The 15,906-nt window shown below is 66.8% G+C and carries 21 protein-coding genes; 13 read left to right on the forward strand and 8 right to left on the reverse strand.

Annotated elements, in window-relative coordinates; translation table 11 throughout:
• Positions 1 to 2: 2 nt before the first annotated feature.
• From ABD729_RS01740 to ABD729_RS01750, 3 genes are all read left to right on the forward strand, one after another.
• A complete protein-coding gene (locus ABD729_RS01740; RefSeq protein ID WP_344708434.1) occupies positions 3 to 1,055 on the forward strand; it encodes a ribonucleotide-diphosphate reductase subunit beta in 1,053 nt (350 codons plus the stop codon).
• Positions 1,056 to 1,359: 304 nt separating this feature from the next.
• Positions 1,360 to 1,929, forward strand: coding sequence for a hypothetical protein (locus ABD729_RS01745; RefSeq protein ID WP_344708435.1), 570 nt, complete (start codon positions 1,360 to 1,362; stop codon positions 1,927 to 1,929).
• A 35-nt stretch (positions 1,930 to 1,964) separates the two neighbouring features.
• Positions 1,965 to 2,501, forward strand: coding sequence for a hypothetical protein (locus tag ABD729_RS01750; RefSeq protein WP_344708436.1), 537 nt, complete (start codon positions 1,965 to 1,967; stop codon positions 2,499 to 2,501).
• 12 nt (positions 2,502 to 2,513) lie between these two features.
• Here ABD729_RS01750 and ABD729_RS01755 read toward each other — a convergent pair whose 3' ends face one another.
• The gene (locus ABD729_RS01755; protein WP_344708437.1) at positions 2,514 to 2,717 is read right to left on the reverse strand and encodes a hypothetical protein; all 204 of its coding nucleotides are present in this window, start codon (positions 2,715 to 2,717) and stop codon (positions 2,514 to 2,516) included.
• Between the two features lie 347 nt (positions 2,718 to 3,064).
• Here ABD729_RS01755 and ABD729_RS01760 point away from each other — a divergent pair, with 347 nt between their 5' ends.
• The 4 genes from ABD729_RS01760 to ABD729_RS01775 all read left to right on the forward strand — a co-directional run bounded on the left by ABD729_RS01760 (position 3,065) and on the right by ABD729_RS01775 (position 4,380).
• A complete protein-coding gene (locus ABD729_RS01760; protein WP_344708438.1) occupies positions 3,065 to 3,595 on the forward strand; it encodes a MarR family winged helix-turn-helix transcriptional regulator in 531 nt (176 codons plus the stop codon).
• Between the two features lie 49 nt (positions 3,596 to 3,644).
• Complete coding sequence (locus tag ABD729_RS01765) at positions 3,645 to 3,821, forward strand: hypothetical protein (protein WP_344708439.1); 177 nt, start codon at positions 3,645 to 3,647, stop codon at positions 3,819 to 3,821.
• Between the two features lie 173 nt (positions 3,822 to 3,994).
• Positions 3,995 to 4,159: a hypothetical protein gene (locus ABD729_RS01770; protein ID WP_344708440.1), complete on the forward strand. Its 165-nt coding sequence runs from the start codon at positions 3,995 to 3,997 to the stop codon at positions 4,157 to 4,159.
• Complete coding sequence (locus tag ABD729_RS01775; RefSeq protein WP_344708441.1) at positions 4,156 to 4,380, forward strand: hypothetical protein; 225 nt, start codon at positions 4,156 to 4,158, stop codon at positions 4,378 to 4,380. Before ABD729_RS01770 ends, ABD729_RS01775 begins: the two co-directional genes overlap by 4 nt.
• 50 nt (positions 4,381 to 4,430) lie before the next feature.
• On the opposite strand, the gene ABD729_RS01780 is transcribed toward ABD729_RS01775, so the two are convergent.
• Positions 4,431 to 4,601, reverse strand: a complete 171-nt coding sequence (locus ABD729_RS01780; protein ID WP_344708442.1) for a hypothetical protein — start codon at positions 4,599 to 4,601, stop codon at positions 4,431 to 4,433.
• 530 nt (positions 4,602 to 5,131) lie between these two features.
• Here ABD729_RS01780 and ABD729_RS01785 point away from each other — a divergent pair.
• Positions 5,132 to 5,704, forward strand: coding sequence for a DUF1993 family protein (locus ABD729_RS01785; RefSeq protein ID WP_344708443.1), 573 nt, complete (start codon positions 5,132 to 5,134; stop codon positions 5,702 to 5,704).
• A 4-nt stretch (positions 5,705 to 5,708) separates the two neighbouring features.
• On the opposite strand, the gene ABD729_RS01790 is transcribed toward ABD729_RS01785, so the two are convergent.
• The 5 genes from ABD729_RS01790 to lgt are packed head-to-tail and all read right to left on the reverse strand — an operon-like array spanning position 5,709 to position 9,121.
• Positions 5,709 to 5,969 carry a hypothetical protein gene (locus tag ABD729_RS01790; RefSeq protein ID WP_344708444.1) on the reverse strand — a complete coding sequence of 87 codons (261 nt, stop codon included), beginning with the start codon at positions 5,967 to 5,969 and terminating at the stop codon, positions 5,709 to 5,711.
• A 35-nt stretch (positions 5,970 to 6,004) separates the two neighbouring features.
• Positions 6,005 to 6,763, reverse strand: coding sequence for a peptidoglycan editing factor PgeF (pgeF, locus tag ABD729_RS01795; RefSeq protein WP_344708445.1), 759 nt, complete (start codon positions 6,761 to 6,763; stop codon positions 6,005 to 6,007).
• Positions 6,760 to 7,263, reverse strand: a complete 504-nt coding sequence (locus tag ABD729_RS01800; RefSeq protein WP_344708446.1) for a GNAT family N-acetyltransferase — start codon at positions 7,261 to 7,263, stop codon at positions 6,760 to 6,762. The genes pgeF and ABD729_RS01800 overlap by 4 nt, the downstream gene beginning before the upstream one ends.
• Complete coding sequence (locus ABD729_RS01805) at positions 7,260 to 8,213, reverse strand: class I SAM-dependent methyltransferase (RefSeq protein WP_344708447.1); 954 nt, start codon at positions 8,211 to 8,213, stop codon at positions 7,260 to 7,262. Before ABD729_RS01805 ends, ABD729_RS01800 begins: the two co-directional genes overlap by 4 nt.
• A 20-nt stretch (positions 8,214 to 8,233) precedes the next feature.
• On the reverse strand, positions 8,234 to 9,121 hold the full coding sequence (gene lgt, locus ABD729_RS01810) for a prolipoprotein diacylglyceryl transferase (RefSeq protein WP_344708448.1): 888 nt from the start codon (positions 9,119 to 9,121) through the stop codon (positions 8,234 to 8,236).
• Between the two features lie 69 nt (positions 9,122 to 9,190).
• Here lgt and ABD729_RS01815 point away from each other — a divergent pair, with 69 nt between their 5' ends.
• Genes ABD729_RS01815 through ABD729_RS01835 form a run of 5 tightly spaced genes read left to right on the forward strand, consistent with a single transcriptional unit; the run spans position 9,191 to position 15,017 of the window.
• The gene (locus ABD729_RS01815; RefSeq protein WP_344708449.1) at positions 9,191 to 10,858 is read left to right on the forward strand and encodes a class I adenylate-forming enzyme family protein; all 1,668 of its coding nucleotides are present in this window, start codon (positions 9,191 to 9,193) and stop codon (positions 10,856 to 10,858) included.
• 10 nt (positions 10,859 to 10,868) lie between these two features.
• Positions 10,869 to 13,010: a molybdopterin cofactor-binding domain-containing protein gene (locus ABD729_RS01820; protein WP_344708450.1), complete on the forward strand. Its 2,142-nt coding sequence runs from the start codon at positions 10,869 to 10,871 to the stop codon at positions 13,008 to 13,010.
• A gap of 5 nt (positions 13,011 to 13,015) precedes the next feature.
• Positions 13,016 to 14,023 (forward strand): ferrochelatase, encoded by a 1,008-nt coding sequence (gene hemH / locus ABD729_RS01825; protein ID WP_344708451.1) that lies wholly within the window; start codon positions 13,016 to 13,018, stop codon positions 14,021 to 14,023.
• 29 nt (positions 14,024 to 14,052) lie between these two features.
• Positions 14,053 to 14,775 carry an acetoacetyl-CoA reductase gene (phbB, locus tag ABD729_RS01830; RefSeq protein ID WP_344708452.1) on the forward strand — a complete coding sequence of 241 codons (723 nt, stop codon included), beginning with the start codon at positions 14,053 to 14,055 and terminating at the stop codon, positions 14,773 to 14,775.
• A 2-nt stretch (positions 14,776 to 14,777) separates the two neighbouring features.
• Positions 14,778 to 15,017, forward strand: coding sequence for a ribbon-helix-helix domain-containing protein (locus ABD729_RS01835; RefSeq protein WP_344708453.1), 240 nt, complete (start codon positions 14,778 to 14,780; stop codon positions 15,015 to 15,017).
• A gap of 24 nt (positions 15,018 to 15,041) precedes the next feature.
• On the opposite strand, the gene ABD729_RS01840 is transcribed toward ABD729_RS01835, so the two are convergent.
• Entirely contained in the window at positions 15,042 to 15,905 is an 864-nt protein-coding gene (locus ABD729_RS01840; protein WP_344708454.1) for an ATP-grasp domain-containing protein, read from the reverse strand.
• Position 15,906: the final 1 nt, after the last annotated feature.

The following is a 15,906-nucleotide window of genomic DNA, read 5'->3' on the forward strand; positions in this document are numbered from 1 at the left end:
ACATGCCCCTCCTGCAAGCCAACAAGGCCTACAAGCCCTTCGAATATCCGTGGGCGTTCGAATTCTGGAAGCGCCAGCAGCAGATCCACTGGATGCCCGAGGAAGTGCCGCTGGGGGAGGATTGCCGCGACTGGGCGCAGAAATTGACGCCGCACGAGCGCAACCTTCTCACCCAGATCTTCCGCTTCTTCACCCAGGCCGACGTCGAGGTGCAGGATTGCTACCACGACAAGTACGGCTCGGTGTTCAAGCCGACCGAGATCAAGATGATGCTGACCGCCTTCTCCAACATGGAGACGGTGCACATCGCCGCTTACTCGCACCTGCTCGACACGATCGGCATGCCCGAAAGCGAATATAGCGCCTTCCTCCAGTACAAGGAGATGAAGGACAAGCACGACTATCTCGGCACCTTCGGCGTCGACACCGACGCCGACATCGCCAAGACGCTGGCCATGTTCGGCGCCTTCACTGAAGGGCTGCAGCTGTTCGCCAGCTTCGCCATGCTGATGAACTTCCCGCGCTTCAACAAGATGAAGGGCATGGGCCAGATCGTCAGCTGGTCGGTCCGCGACGAGAGCCTCCACTGCGAGGGCATCATCAAGCTCTTCCACGCCTTCGTGAAGGAGCGCGACTGCCTGACCGCGGACGTCAAGGACGCGATCATCGACCAGTGCCAGAAGACCGTCCGCCTCGAGGACGCCTTCATCGACCTCGCCTTCGAGCAGGGCCCGGTCGAGGGCATGACCCCCAAGTCGATCAAGAAGTACGTCCGCTACATCGCCGACTGGCGCCTCGGCCAGCTCGGCTTCCAGCCGATCTACATGGTCGACGAGCACCCCCTCCCCTGGCTCGCCCCGCTGCTGAACGGCGTCGAGCACGCCAACTTCTTCGAGCAGCGCGCGACCGAATATTCCAAGGCCGCGACCAAGGGAGACTGGAACACGGTGTGGTCCAACTTCGACAGCCGCCAGAAAGCCAAGATCGCGAACGACGCGCCGGAGGCCGAGGCTGAGGGTGGACTGTTCGATGCGGCCGGGGTGGCGGCGGAGTAGTAGTGCCGAACAAACATGGCCTGTCTCGAACTATTCCGGCGGATGTGAAGCGCGAGGTTCGGCAGAGTTGCCAGTTTGGTTGCGTTCGCTGCCGAGCCTCGCTCTATCAATACGACCACTTTGATCCCGAGTACGCCGATGCAACAGAGCACGCCGCTGATGGGATCGCGCTTCTATGCCCGACTTGTCACGACCTCAAAACAAAAGGAGTGCTCACTGCAGCTCGTGTGCGGGAATTAAAGAAAGACTGCGGAAGGAGGGTGCAGCGGCCCTCAGTGCAGCTTCCCGAATTCGAAGGTATCCCATGCGCTCAGTAGGTTTCTTCTATGCATTCCCACAATTGATGACGCAATCTTGGCTACCCATCATCGAGCGTCTCGCACGACGGCTCTACGGCTCACCCATCGTTCGCAATTCGGCCAGAGGCGAACTCGTGGAGGAGATCGTCGCCACCGCGTTGGAGCCGGAGTGGCAGCTAACGGGCGACTGGGGCGAATGCGACCTGAAGCACCCGTCGGGCCTGCGCATCCAGGTCAAGCAATCGGCCGCGCGGCAAAGCTGGCATAGTCCCGGCGCCCAACCAAGCCGAGGCCACTTCAGCACGGCCTACAAGACGGGTCGCTACGAAAGTGATGGCAGCTGGACCTCGGGACGCAGCCGCAACGCGGACATCTTCATCTTCGCCTGGCATCCCTTATGCGACGAAGATACCGATCATCGCGACCCTCTGCAGTGGCGCTTCTTCGTAATTGGAGAAAGGGCGCTTCCCGAACAGGCAAGCCTGTCGCTGGCGACCCTCCGCCGCCATGCCGAGGAGATCGGCTATGGTGAGCTACGATCGGTCGTGGAGATGATGACCAAAGCTATCGCCTAACCGGAAAGCAACTTCTCTCGATCATGCTGTAGGCCATGTCAGTCGAACTGCCGGTCAGCCAATCCCTACAAGACGCGCATCGTCACGCCGTCGCTGAACTCAACAGATGGCGTGGGCACTGCATCGAAACGCTGGCCAGGCTTGAAGAAGCAGCAACGCTGACGATTGCCGCCTTGCCACTTCCGCCGGGCGAAAAGCAGCCAACTGTCTTCGGAGCGCGCATGAAAGTTCTGAAGACGGTTCTTCAAGGCTGCCCCCACAAGAAAGCGCCGCAGCTCATTTCCGATCTCGATGAGCTCCAGAGCGACTTAAATTGGCGGAACAGGATCGTTCACGCAGCAAGCTCGGTTTACGTCGACAAACAAGGCGGCTGGATATGGCATTACCGCTTTCGACCCAGCAAAGCTGGCGCAGCGCTCGAAGCCGGCGTTCTTGACCAGAAGACTGCTATTGCACTCGAGAACCGTCTGTCGTCCCGGGTGCAAAGCCTGATGAGGCGTCTTGATGACGTGCGAGCTGATGCCGCACAAAGCAAACCAACCCAAACGCCGACCGGCCAGCCCTCCCACTAACCGAACCGCGCTCTAAGAACTCCGATCACCCCCCGAAACCAACCCAAGCGCGTCATTGCCCGCCCGCGACGCCACGTCCTGCACATTGGCGCGCACCTCATATTCGTGCGCGAGTTGCAGGTGGATTTCCCCGATGATCTCGTCGGGCGCCTGTTCGGCCATGGCCCGCTCCTGGGCGGCGCGGGCAAGCATATAATCTCGGTCCTTGGTGCTCATCGCAGCCTCTCCGAAGGGTGCAACAAACGCGGGCTCACTCGCCGCATCGGCACCCCTGAAAATGGCCGAAACGCTGAATCGTTGCACCCCCGACGCTACGGCAATTGGTAGGTGTTCGCCGCGCGGAAACGGCGCGCGACCGCTCATCCCGGTCGCCCCTCAACACCAACCCCAGACGCCGGCAACCACCCCTCCCGCCGCACCGCCCCGAACTTCCGAACCGAACGCCCCACCAAGCCGCACCCGGTCACCCGAGCCCGGTTTAACTTGCGCCGGGAGCAAAGATTGTTAGCGTTGGGTTGCTCGGCCCGCAGCGTTGCTGCGGTCATGCGTGTGCTTGGGAGCGGATGTTGTCGCGGCAGGATCGTTTCGACTTAGCCGACGGTGTTTCGGCCACGCCGCTTGGCGACGATTGCATCGAAATCAGGCTCACGCTGCGGCTCGACGACATTGCCCGTGGCGACGAGGGCCGGCGGCGCGACCCTCCGACCGCCGCGCCGACGACGGGCGAGCTCGTCCAGCTCGCCGACCGGATCTTCGAAGCGCGGCGCGCGCGCTACCGGCTGCTCGACCGGAGCCTGTTCGGAGAACCGGCCTGGGACATGCTGCTCGCGCTCTATTGCCTGCCCCACCGCGGCGAGGTGCTCACCGTCACCAGCCTCACCCATGCCGCCGAGGCGAGCGGCTCGACCGGGCTTCGCTGGCAGGCGCTGCTTGTGCGCGAAGAGTTGATCGAGCGCGTGGCGGACAGCGCGGACGGGCGGCGACAGCTGATCCGGCTGACCGCCAAGGGCCGCGCGGTGATGGAAAGCTATCTGACCCGGCTCTATCGCGCCACGCCCGCAGGCCTCCCGGACGCGCCGGTCGACCGGCGTTGATTCCACCTCGATAGAGGGATAGTCCCACCATTCTGGAGGTATTTCCGGGATGACGGGTGCAGAGTTCCAGCAGCGCGACGCTTTCCAGGCCGCGCTGCGACTGATTTCCGAAGCGGTCGACCTCCTCGACGGCCATGGCGGTCCTCCCGAGGTTGCGGTGCATCTCGAACTGGCCGCGCACGGCTTGCAGCAGGCGATCGGGGCCCTGAGCCAGCACACCAGCTGATCGATCGTTCCTGGCGGATCTGCGCGAGGCGCGTGCCGCCTGCGCCCGGGTGCGCTCCCGGCCCCGCCCCGATTAGCCATTCCACCCCATCCGTGCTACATGCTGCCCATCGCACGGATTGGCCCTGTAAGCCCGTGCGACTGAGAGATCCTACGCGCTCTTGCTTACCGGCAATGGAGCTGCATCTCATGGACATGAACTATCTCTACTGGCGCCGCGGCGTCTCGCTGGCGCGTGCGCGCGCCGCGACCTGCCAGGCCTCGGCCAAGGCCCACCTCGACCTGTTCGAAGCCTATGGCCAGCGCATCACGGCGCGTCGCCGGGCGGCCAACGCATGAGCCGGGTCCTCTTCCTCAAGCTCGCCCAGCAGGACGTCATCGCCAAGTGCGATGCGGCCAAGGTCGGCATCTCGGCCCTTGAAAAACTGCCCGATGGCGGCACCCGCCTGGTCTGCCAGAGCAGCGCCGGCGCCGTCCTCATGACGCAGAAGTTCAAGGGCAAGATCATCGCCAACGACGCCCGCCGCGAACGCTTCCGGCCCGCCTTCTCGCGCCACTAGGGCGCGCAAGGCCCGGGGCGTGGCTGAAATGAGGAGCCGTTCGCGGTTCCTCAGTCGCCCTTGTCGCCCTGGTTCCTCGGCTTTTTGGTCGCGGCATGCTTGCGCGCATCCTGGCTCAGCGACCGGCTGACATCGACGCTCTCCTTGAAGCGCCCTTCCTCGTCGCGGCGGACATAGCGTTTGTCCGTGCCGGTATCGATCAGCTCGCGTTCGTTCGACATTCTGACGCCTCCATCATTGGATGACGTCAGGAATCGACGGCGCGCCAAATCGTTCAACCTAATCGTATCGCGCGGCGACCATGCGCCGGTCCGGCACCGGAACAACGGCGGTTTGGCGCGAGTTTTGGCTCCCGGTGGTCCGGCGTCTCTCCCAAGGATGGCGCCGGGCCACTAGGCGGAACCAGGGGTGTCGGGTTTCGTTACACTTATATCAGCATCTCCCCTGATGCGGCGGCCCGTCCCTTCCCAAGAGGGGCGGGCCAAATGATGTCCACCAGCACCGTGAGACACGCCCGGTCGCGGGCTTCACCTTCGCCCGCTGACCCCGCCCGCTTGCAGTGTAGGATTTGATCGCTTAACGAACCTGTGCGGTTCGCCGTGGAAGGGAAAGGTCACAAGCCGGACCCCACCGACCGCGTCAACTTCGACAACTTCGCGCCTTGGGTTTCCGCTTCACCGCGGGTCACGGGTGTGACCCGCAGCGCCGCGGCTGCTAAGCATGGCCCCTCATCCCGATCGCCAGAGGCCCCATGCTGACCAAGCTCGTCGTTCCGACCTTCACCAACCAGCTCACCGCCCTGCTCGCCTGGCTCGACAAGGGGGAGGAGCATGCCGCCGCGCAGAAGATGACGGTCGACGACCTCCTCCGCGTCCGCCTGGCGACCGACATGTTCCCGCTCGGGACCCAGTTGCGCTTCGCCGCCTATCTGACGCAGGAAGCCGTCTACCGCCTCCGCGACGCCGAGGTGCCCGACGAGGTGACCGCCATCCGCACCCACGGCGCGACCCGGCCCGATGAGCCCGGCTCCCTCGCCGAGCTGCGCGCCATCCTCGCCGCCGCGGTCGCCTTGCTGAAAGGCGTCGGCCCCGACGAACTCGACGCCGCCGCCGACCGCCCGCTTTCGCACGTGCTTCCGATGGGCATGGTATTCGACATGACCGGCTTCGCCTACGTCCGCGACTGGGCGCTGCCGCAGGTCAGCTTCCACGTCGACATGGCCTACGCCCTCCTGCGCAGCGCCGGCGTCCCGCTCGGCAAGCGCGACTACGTACCGCACATGTGGGCCTATCTCCGCCCTGGGACGATGCCCGCCGCGGGCTGATCGCTCAGCTGGCGTTGATAACCAGCTGGACGTGGCTCGGGCTCCACCCGCCCCACTGCCCGGCCGCGACCATGATCACGCACAGGGCCACCGCGAACAGCAGGATTCCGCCGACCACCACCGTCCGCTCCCGCTCGCGCAGTTCGGCGGCGGTGAGCCGCTTTTCGGGCTTGGGCGGCGGCGCACGGCGAATGCGCGATCCGACCTTCCGGGGTCCGCCGGCAAGGTCGACTGCTTTCTTGGCCGAGGGCATGGGTCGCGCCATGCCCTTGCGAATAAGGCCAATCCCTTGCCGAGTGGTTAGCGCAGCCCGATCAGGCTGATCTGCCGGCCATAGCTCGGCTCGCCGCGGTGGGTGGCGCGGCGGAAGGAATAGAAGTCTTCCTCGCGGTCGTAGGTATCGAGCCCCAGCGCCTCGACCTGCCGCAGCCCCGCGGCGGCCAGACGGTGGAGCAGGTAGGCGGGAAGGTCGAAATGCGGCTTGCCCGCCGGCCCCTCGGCAAAGAAGCGCTCGGTCTCGGGATCGGCCGCGAGAAACGGTTCGGGAAAGGCGCGATCGACCTCGTAGGAGGCCCGCGCAATGGTCGGGCCGATCGCCGCGGCGATGCGGGAGCGGTCGGCGCCCAGTCTCTCCATCGCGGCAATCGTCGCCTCCGCCACCCCGCCCAGCGCGCCGCGCCACCCGGCGTGGGCGGCACCGATCACGCCGGCCTCGCGATCGGCAAACAGCAGGGGCGCGCAGTCGGCGGTGAGGATACCGAGCAGGACACCCGGCCTGTCGGTGACCAGCCCGTCGGCAGGGGGCCGCTCGTTGTCGGACCAGTCTCCGGCTTCGAGCACGTCGATCCCGTGGACCTGATAGGGCGAGACGATTGCCGCGCCCGGCAGCACCGCGTCGGCGGCGCGCCGCCGGTTCTCGACGATCAGGGCCCGATCATCACCGCTTCCCCAGCCGCAATTGAGGCTCGCCATCGCGCCCTCGCTCACCCCGCCGGCGCGGCCGAGGAAGCCGTGCGGCAGGTCGCCGAAGCTGCGCGCGCGCCACACCGGGACGCTCACAGCTCGGCTTCCCACACCCGGTCCTCGTCGCGGTGGTTCCCCACCATGAACCCGACCGGCCCGCGGTCCTCGAAACCGTAGCGGTCGTAAAAGGCCTGCGCCCGCCAATTCTCGCTCCACACCGACAGCGCCATCCGCCGTGCTCCGCGCAACTTCGCCTCGTCGAGCGCCCAGTTCATGAGGCCATGCGCAAGGCCGGTCCCCTGCGCTTCCTTGAGGAGGTAGAGCTGCTTCAGCTCCAGCAACTGTCCCGGCTCGACATGCGGCAGCTTGTTCGGGCCGAGCTTGATGTAGCCGACCACCTTTCCGCCCACTTCGCCGACCTGAAAGGCATAGTCGGGATCGTCGAATTCGGCCTGCCACGTCGCGGCAGTGAAGCCATCGAGAAAGGCGGCGAGATCGGCCGGATCGTAGAGGTGCGCGAAGGTGTCGCAGAAGGAGGTGCGGAAGACCTGGTCGATCGCGGGGAGGTCGGCAGCGGTAGCGGGACGGATGATCATAGCCCGGCGGGCTTTGGCCATTCGGGCGAGTGAATGGCAAGCACCTTGAACAGGCTGCCCATCTGGTCGGGTCGGCAAAGGCGCGCGCGGGCGGCCTCGATCTCACCCGCCCGCGCAGGCGAAGCATTGGCGAGGGCGCGGGCGCGGGCCTGGATGCCGAGGCGCTCAAGCCACGCCCCCTGTTCGACCGGGCCGGCGACGAATGCCCCGGCATCCTGCGCCACCTCGCCCACGCGCTGGAAATCGACATGCGACGTGAGGTCATTCTCGCCCGGGCTGTCGAGCACAGGTGCAAAACGATGGCTGCGGACGGCCTGAAGGGTGTCCCCCCGCGCGCTGCGGGCGTGGCCATAATCGATCACGAGGGCGACGCCGCCGAGCGCGACCAGTCCCTCGCTCAGTGCCCGCACCGCTTCGTCTCGTGCGGGGGAAGTCTCCACGATCTCGCCGTCACGATCGAAGGCGAGGCCGGTGCCGATCCACTCGACATGCCGCTCCGCGCTGCCGACGTGCTGCCGGATCGGCAGCGCATCGAGGAATTCGTTAGCGACGACCAGCAGGGGACTGTCGCCGGGCAGGTCGCCGATCGCGTCATGATGGGTGACATCGCCGAGCAAAGCTGCCTGCGCCTGCCGCAAGGTGGGACTGGTTTCGACGAGGTGGACGGGTGGCGAAAGGCCGGCCGAGCGCATCACCCGCAAAGCGTCGCTTGCCAGTGTCCCGCGCCCGGGCCCGAGTTCGACGTAGCGCACGTTCGCCGGAGCGCCTGCGCGCCGCCAGACGTCGGTCAGCGCCGCGCCGACCAGTTCTCCGAACATCTGGCTGATCTCGGGCGCGGTGGTGAAGTCGCCCCCCGCGCCGAGCGGATCGCGGGTCGCGTAATAATAGGTGTTGCACGCCTCCATATAGGCCTCGACGGTCATCGGCCCCTGGCTTCGGAGCCGCTCCATCAGCGCGCGCGCGAAAGGCGTCAGGCGACGCTCTCCTGGCCGGCGAAGCTTTCCACGCGGCGGCGGCGGCTCGCGGCGGTCGCGATCAGGTAAAGCCCGCCCAGGATCATCGGCACGCACAGCCACTGGCCCATATGGAGGCCGGTCGCCTCGGCGAAGGCGCGGAGATGATTGTCGGGCTCGCGGATGAACTCCACCCCGAAGCGGAAGATGCCGTAGAAGAACAGGAAGGCGCCAGTCAGCAGGCCCGGCTGATAGCGTGCGCGCGTGCGCCAGAACATGAAGGCGAGGATGGCGAACAGGACGATCCCCTCGAGGGCCGCCTCGTAAAGCTGGCTCGGATGCCGCGGGGGCCCGAGCGTCACCACGCCTGCGATCACTTCAGGGAAGCGAACCGCCCAGGGCACCGTCGTCGGCGCACCCCACAGTTCGCCGTTGACGAAGTTGGCGAGGCGGCCGGTGAACAGCCCGATCGGCACCACGCAGGAGACATAGTCATGGATCCGGAGCCAGTTCAGCTTCTCCTTCCACGACAGGTAGATGATCGCGAGGCTGGTCCCGATCACGCCGCCGTGGAAGCTCATCCCGCCGTCCCACAGCTTGATGATCTCCAGCGGGTTTTCGAGATAGAAGCCGAGGCGGTAGAACAGGACATAACCGAGCCGCCCGCCGAGGATCACGCCGAGCGAGGCATAGAAGACGAGGTCGTCGGCGTGGCGCCGGGCCATCGGCGCGCCCGGCTGGCGGATCAGACGCAGCATGTAGAAATAACCAAGGAAGATGCCCGCGAGGTAGGCCAGGCTGTACCAGCGCAGCTCGAACGTCGTGAAACCGAGGGGAACGCTCAGCGCGACGGGATCGAGCCCGAGGCTGGTAAAGTCGATACCCGCGGATGTTACATTGTTCATTCGGTCTTCCCTAGGCGCCCCCGCGTCCCATAAGGTGCGGGAAAGCAAAGGCCAAGGAACGACAACACCATGCCGACCGAGCTCGACCAACGTTACGACGCCGTGTTCGCGGCCGTCACGGGGCCGGGCGGGCGCCTGGTGGTCGGTGAGGACGCGCAGGGCCGGCGCATGGTCACCAACTTTCCCGCGACGCTGCCGGCCTTCTTCAAGACCTTCTGCCAGCTGAATGCCGGCGTGGAAGCGGTGATCAGCGGCGAGGAAAGGCTGACCTTCGCCGACCTCGACCGGATCTCTGACGAGGTGGCGCGCGCCCTGGTGGCGCGGCACGGCATCGCCAAGGGCGACCGGGTGGGCATCGCCATGCGCAATTGCCCAAGCTGGATCGTCGCTCACATGGCGATCCTCAAGGCGGGCGGCGTTTCCACCCTGCTGAACGGCTGGTGGCAGGCGGAGGAAGCGCGCTACGCGCTGGAGCTCACTGCGCCCAAGCTGATCATCGCCGACGAACCGCGCTTCCGCCGCCTCGAAGCGGGGTGCGGGCAGATCGCGCTGGTGTCGCTTCCGATCGAGCGCCCGATCGCCGAAGCCATGGCCCCGATCACCGGGGGCGAGGACACATCTGCCGAGCTGCCTGACATCGGCCCGGACGACGATGCCACCATCCTGTTCACTTCGGGATCGACCGGCGGCGCCAAGGGCGCGCTGTCGACGCACCGCGCGGTGACGCAGGGCGTCTACACTTATGCCACCAGCCTGATGTGCCTGCTCGGCATCATGCAGAGCATGGGGTCGGAACCCAAGCATCCGCCCAAGACCTTGCTCAACGTTCCGCTGTTCCATGTCACCGGCGAAGTCCCGGTCCTGCTCAACAGCTTCGTCATCGGCCGGGGCATGGTGCTGATGCCAAAGTGGGACGCGGGCGAGGCGCTGCGGCTGATCGAGAGGGAAAAGATCACCTATTTCGTCGGCGTGCCGACCATGAGCCTGGAAATGATGAGCCATCCCGACAGGGATCGCTTCGACCTGTCCAGCCTGACCGACATTGCGGCTGGCGGCGCGCCGCGGCCGGTCGCGCATGTGCAGCGGCTCAAGGACAGCTTCGAGGCCGCGCAGCCGGCGCTTGGCTATGGCCTGACCGAAACCAACGCCGTCGGCTGCGGCAATTACTGGGGCAATTACCTTGCCAAGCCCGCGTCGACGGGCCGCGCGCTGCCTTTTGTCGACATTGCGATCCTTGGCGATGGCGACGCGCATCTGTCCGGTGGGGAGCGCGGCGAGGTTGCGATCCGCTCGGCCGCGAACATCAAGGAATATTGGCAGAACCCCCAGGCCACCGCAGCGGCCTTCACCGCCGACGGATATTTCCGCACCGGTGACATCGGCTTTCTGGATGAGGACGGTTACCTGTTCATCGTCGACCGCAAGAAGGACATCATCATTCGCGGCGGCGAGAACATCAGCTCGGCCGAGGTCGAAGCCGCCATCTATTCCTGCGAAAAGGTGGCCGAAGCCGCGGTATTCGGTGCGCCCGACGACCGGCTCGGCGAGGTGCCCGTGGCGGTCGTCTTACCGGCCGAGGGCAGCGACCTCAGCGAAGCGGATCTGCGCCGCTTCCTCGAGCCGCGCCTTGCCGCATTCAAGGTGCCCGGCCGCTTCATCTTCGCGCACGACAGCCTGCCGCGACTGGGCACCGGCAAGATCGACCGGGTGGCACTGAAAGCCCAGTACGCGGCTTGAGGCTACGCACTTGAAGCTGACCCGCCGAACCCTCCTGGTCGGCTCCGGCGCGGCTGCCGGCCTTATCGTCGCCTGGGCCGCCTGGCCTCGCGGGGAGCGCGCCAGCCTGCTTGCCGGAAAGGACCAGTCGGCGCTCGGACCGGCGATCCTGATCGGCCGCGACGGGCGGGTGACGATTGCCGTCCCGCAGGTGGAGACGGGGCAGGGTATCTCGACCGCCCTTGCCCAGATCGCCGCCGACGAGCTTGGCGCGGCCTGGGAATCGGTCGCGGTCGCGCCCGCCCGTTCCGGCAGTGCCTGGGACAACAGCCTTGCCGAGGTGGAAGGCTGGATAGCAGGCGCACGGCCCTGGCCGTTCGCGTCCGAAGCGGGCGTGACGCGGATCACCGCCGGCGCGACATCGGTCCGGGCCTATGCACAGCCGATGCGACAGGTTGCGGCCGTCGCGCGGCTGCTCCTATGTGCCGAGGCCGCCGACCGGTGGGGCGTCAGCGCGGCCGAATGCGACACCAGCGGCGGTTTCGTGCGCCACGAAGGCAAGTCGCTGCCCTTTGCAGCGCTGGGCGAGGGCGCTGCGGTGCGATCCCTTCCTGGCGGTGACATCCCGCTGCGCGAGGCGGTCGGCGATCTGGTCGGCAAGCCGCTCGCCCGCCTCGATGCCCTTCCCAAGGCCGAAGGGCGGCTTCGCTTCGCGGGCGACGTCCGGCTGCCCGACCTGCTCCACGCTTCTGTGCGGCGCGCGGGGCGCGGGACGATCGCGCTTAAGTCCGGGCCTCCGCAAGGGGTACGGTTCGAGACGGGCGACGGATGGGTCGCCGCCATTTCCGACGACTGGTGGTCGGCCGAGCGCGCTCTTGCCGCTGCGAAGGTCACTACACTTGGGCCTGCCGGCGGTAATGACCTGGCCATCGCCGCGGCCCTGGACGAAGCACTCGCGGGCGACGATTTCGAAGTCTTGCACAGCGTCGGCGACGTCGACCAGGCATTCGAAGGGGCCCGGCCGTTGGCCGCGACCTATACCGCCGCGGCACAGCTGCACGCCGACATCGAGCCGCCGAGCGCGACGGCCCGGCTCCAGGGCGGATTGCTCGAAATATGGGCCGCGACGCAGGCTCCCGTACTGGCGCGCCGTGCAGGGGCGGAGGCGGCCGGGCATGCGCTCGGCAAGACCATCCTTTATCCCATGCCCGTCGGCGGTCAGGGCGGCGCGGCGCTCGAAGCCGACATGGTGTCGATCGCCGCCACGCTGGTAAGGCGGACGGGCCGCCCGGTGCAGGCCACCGCAAGCCGGACCGAGCAGGTGCGGTCCGACGCCGTGCGGGCGCCGCTCAAGGCCCGGATGTTCGCCCGTCCGCTTCCGGACGGTTCGATCGCCGGCTGGCGGATGCGGGTCGCCGGGGGCGATGGCACTGCCGAGGCGATGGCGCGGCTGTTCGGGACAAGCGGCCAGGGACCGCGGCAAGCCGCGCTCATGCCCCTCCCCTATGGCATTCCCGACGTCGCGCTGGAGTTCGCGCCGGCAGCGCTTCCGATCCGGCTGGGTTATCACCGCGGTGAGCTTCACCCTGCCCTCACCTTCTTCACCGAGAGCTTTCTCGACGAACTGGCGCGGCTGGGAGGGCGCGATCCGCTGAGCCAGCGGATGGCGCTGCTCTCCGGCAACCCGCGCCTCGCCCGCTGCCTGGTTCGCGCGACCGCGCTTGGCGGATGGGACGGCGGCGGGGCGGGAAGCGTGATGGGACTTTCCGCCTTTAGCGGCTATGGCAGCCACATCGCGGTCGTCGCGCAGGCCCAGTTGGGCCAAGGGGGAATGGTGGAGGTGAGCCGGCTGGTGGCCGCAGTGGATTGCGGGCGGGTGATCAATCCCGCGCTGCTGAAGGCCGAAGTCGAGGGCGGTATGTTGTCGGCCATTGCTCAGGCGACGGCGCGCGCGCCCTCCTTCCGCCATGGCCGGGTGCTCGAACCGATCGAGCCGCAGATCCCGACCCTTGCCCGCGCGCCCGAGGTGCTGGTCGAAATACTGGCTTCCGACGCGGCCCCCGGGGGGGCTAGCGGGCTCGGGCCGGCAGCAGCCCCCGCGGCTGTCGGCAACGCTCTTTCCGCCGCGACCGGGCGCCGCTTGCGCAGCCTGCCGCTCGATCCGAAGTCCTGACAATCATGCCGCTTCCCGCCACGCACCCTGTCATTCCGCCGCGCAAGGTCGGCGTGCTGCTGATCAACCTCGGCACGCCCGAAGCCCCCGACGTGCCCGCGGTGCGTCGATATCTTGCCGAATTCCTGTCCGATCCCCGCGTCATCGAGATCCCGCGCGCGATCTGGAAGCCGATCCTTCACGGCCTCGTCCTGCGCACGCGCCCCGCCAAGTCGGCGCATGCTTATTCGCAGGTGTGGACCGAACATGGTTCGCCGCTGGCCGCGATCACCAAGCGGCAGTCCGACGCGCTTGCCGGGCGACTGGGTGACGAAGTGCTGGTCGACTGGGCGATGCGCTATGGCGCGCCGAGCATTCCGGACCGGCTTACCGCCATGAAGGATGCCGGCTGCGAGCGGATCCTGCTGGCGCCACTCTACCCGCAATATTGCGCCGCCACGACCGCTACCGCCAACGACCTCGCCTTTGCGACGCTGGCGGGAATGCGCTGGCAGCCCGCGCTGCGCACGCTTCCGCCCTATCACGACAGCGACGATTATATCGGCGCGCTCCAGCGCGACATCGAGGCTCAGCTCGAAGCGCTCGACTTCGAGCCGCAGCGCCTTCTGCTTTCGTACCACGGAATGCCGGAGCGGACGCTGCGCAAGGGCGATCCCTACCATTGCCATTGCCGCAAGACCGCCCGGCTGCTTGGCGACCGGCTGAAGATCACCGTCGATACCAGTTTCCAGTCGCGCTTCGGGCGCGACAAGTGGCTGGAGCCCGCCACCGACGCGGTGCTGAAAGCCTATCCGGCCCAGGGCATCACCCGCATCGCCATCGCCGCGCCGGGCTTTTCCGCCGATTGCCTCGAGACGATCGAGGAGCTCGGGATCCGCGGCAAGGAGGAATTCACCGAAGCAGGTGGCCGCGATTATGCCCGCCTCGACTGCCTCAACGATCGCGACCAAGGCATGCAGATGCTTGAAGCGATCGTCCGCCGCGAACTTGCGGGGTGGATTGCGCCTGCCTAGTCTCGCTTCCGGACGGAGGAGAGTAACAAATGGCAAGAGTGGCAATCGTGACCGGCGGCACGCGCGGCATCGGTGAGGCGATCAGTATTGCGCTGCGGGATGCGGGAATGACCGTCGCGGCCAATTATGCCGGAAACGAGGAGCGCGCCCGGGCCTTTACCGAGCGGACCGGAATCAAGGCGTTCAAGTGGGACGTCAGCGACCATGAAGCCTGCATGGCCGGCGTCCGCGAAGTCGAGCAGGCGGTCGGCCCGGTCGACGTGCTGGTCAACAATGCCGGGATCACCCGCGACACCACGATGAAGCGGATGGACCATGCCAAGTGGCAGGAAGTCATCGACACCAATCTTGGCGGTTGCTTCAACATGGCGAAGGCGGTGTGGGAAGGCATGGTCGGCCGCGGCTATGGACGGATCGTCAACATCGGGTCGATCAACGGCCAGGCCGGGCAATATGGCCAGGTCAATTACGCCGCGGCCAAGTCGGGCATCCATGGCTTTACCAAGGCGCTTGCCCAGGAAGGGGCGCGGACCGGGATCACGGTCAACGCGATCGCGCCAGGCTACATCGACACGGACATGGTTGCCGCAGTTCCCGAGGACGTGCTCGGCAAGATCGTCGCCCGGATTCCGGTGGGCCGCCTGGGCCGCGCCGACGAAATCGCACGGGGAGTGGCTTTCCTGGTGGACGAGAATGCCGGGTTCGTGACGGGTTCGACCTTGTCCATCAACGGCGGGCAGCACATGTATTGACGGTGGACATCGTCACCTACTCGCCACCTGTGAAGCGCAGCGTCCTGATCCGTGGTCACCAGACCAGCATCAGTCTCGAACCCTTGTTCTGGCGCGCGCTCGAGGTGGCGGCGCGCGACGCGGTCATGCCGGTCAATGCACTGGTCGCGGAGATCGACGAAGCGCGGCTGAAGGTGGCCAATCCGCCAAACCTCACCAGCGCGCTCAGGCAGTGGCTGTTCGGGAGGGCGCTGGGGGGCTGAGCCCGGCGCTGACGGAAGTTACGCTTAGCTGGATTGCGGCGAGGCTACCGTCGCCAGGATCGCTTCCGCAAAGCGCGCCTTCGCGTCTGGCGCGCATTGCAGGAACAAGGCGGGCTCGATGAGCTCCATTTCCATCAGCCGCAGCGCGCCGTCGTTGCCGCGGATAAGGTCGACCCGGGCATAGGTTGCGGGAGCCGGGGCTGCGGCAAGCGCCGCCTCGGCCAGCGCGAGCGCGCCTTCGGGCAGCTCCGCGGGCTCGGTCGTCCCGCCGTGATCGGGCTGGACGCGATAATCGCCCGCCTTTGGTCGCTTCGCCACGCAATGCGAGAAACGGCCGCCGAACAGGATCAGGCTGTATTCGCCTTCCTCGACCACCGCGCCAAGCCACGGCTGGACCAGCATGCGCTTGCCATGGACGTCCTCGGGAACGGGCTGGCCAGCGTTCAGCCGGTAGGTCCCCCAGGCACCCGCCGAGACCGGCGGCTTGATCACCACTTCATCCGCGCCGAGCACGCCATGCGCCGCCGCCAGCGCCGCCTCGTTGAGATGGTCGACTTCCAGCGTCGGCACGCTGGCGATGCCCTTGCGGCCAAGCTCGGCCAGATAGGCCTTGTCGCTGTTCCACCACAGCAGCCGCGGCGGATTGACCATCGGCCAGCCCTCGGCCTCCGCACGGTCGAGGAACGTCAGCCATTCGGCGTGGCGCTGGTGATAGCCCCACGCGACGAGCGGGAGGACGAGGTCGTAACCCGCCGGACCCTCGAACTCCGTCCAGGGCTCACCCGTTACCTCCGCACCCGCCGCGCGGAGGGCCTCGGCCTGGATGTCGAAGGCCCAATTAAAGTCCGACCCGTAGGACGGCGCCGGAGTGAGCATCGCGATGCGCACG

The organism is Sphingomonas humi, from assembly GCF_039536725.1.
GTDB classification, from domain to species: Bacteria; Pseudomonadota; Alphaproteobacteria; order Sphingomonadales; family Sphingomonadaceae; genus Sphingomicrobium; species Sphingomicrobium humi.

Excerpts from the sequence above, each read along its gene's own strand:
- ABD729_RS01740 (WP_344708434.1), top strand. The coding sequence starts at position 3 with ATGCCCCTCCTGCAAGCCAACAAGGCCTACAAGCCCTTCGAATATCCG.
- ABD729_RS01745 (WP_344708435.1), top strand. The coding sequence starts at position 1,360 with ATGCGCTCAGTAGGTTTCTTCTATGCATTCCCACAATTGATGACGCAA.
- ABD729_RS01750 (WP_344708436.1), top strand. The coding sequence starts at position 1,965 with ATGTCAGTCGAACTGCCGGTCAGCCAATCCCTACAAGACGCGCATCGT.
- ABD729_RS01755 (WP_344708437.1), bottom strand. The coding sequence starts at position 2,717 with ATGAGCACCAAGGACCGAGATTATATGCTTGCCCGCGCCGCCCAGGAG.
- ABD729_RS01760 (WP_344708438.1), top strand. The coding sequence starts at position 3,065 with ATGTTGTCGCGGCAGGATCGTTTCGACTTAGCCGACGGTGTTTCGGCC.
- ABD729_RS01765 (WP_344708439.1), top strand. The coding sequence starts at position 3,645 with ATGACGGGTGCAGAGTTCCAGCAGCGCGACGCTTTCCAGGCCGCGCTG.
- ABD729_RS01770 (WP_344708440.1), top strand. The coding sequence starts at position 3,995 with ATGGAGCTGCATCTCATGGACATGAACTATCTCTACTGGCGCCGCGGC.
- ABD729_RS01775 (WP_344708441.1), top strand. The coding sequence starts at position 4,156 with ATGAGCCGGGTCCTCTTCCTCAAGCTCGCCCAGCAGGACGTCATCGCC.
- ABD729_RS01780 (WP_344708442.1), bottom strand. The coding sequence starts at position 4,601 with ATGTCGAACGAACGCGAGCTGATCGATACCGGCACGGACAAACGCTAT.
- ABD729_RS01785 (WP_344708443.1), top strand. The coding sequence starts at position 5,132 with ATGCTGACCAAGCTCGTCGTTCCGACCTTCACCAACCAGCTCACCGCC.
- ABD729_RS01790 (WP_344708444.1), bottom strand. The coding sequence starts at position 5,969 with ATGGCGCGACCCATGCCCTCGGCCAAGAAAGCAGTCGACCTTGCCGGC.
- ABD729_RS01800 (WP_344708446.1), bottom strand. The coding sequence starts at position 7,263 with ATGATCATCCGTCCCGCTACCGCTGCCGACCTCCCCGCGATCGACCAG.
- ABD729_RS01805 (WP_344708447.1), bottom strand. The coding sequence starts at position 8,213 with ATGGAGCGGCTCCGAAGCCAGGGGCCGATGACCGTCGAGGCCTATATG.
- lgt (WP_344708448.1), bottom strand. The coding sequence starts at position 9,121 with ATGAACAATGTAACATCCGCGGGTATCGACTTTACCAGCCTCGGGCTC.
- ABD729_RS01815 (WP_344708449.1), top strand. The coding sequence starts at position 9,191 with ATGCCGACCGAGCTCGACCAACGTTACGACGCCGTGTTCGCGGCCGTC.
- hemH (WP_344708451.1), top strand. The coding sequence starts at position 13,016 with ATGCCGCTTCCCGCCACGCACCCTGTCATTCCGCCGCGCAAGGTCGGC.
- phbB (WP_344708452.1), top strand. The coding sequence starts at position 14,053 with ATGGCAAGAGTGGCAATCGTGACCGGCGGCACGCGCGGCATCGGTGAG.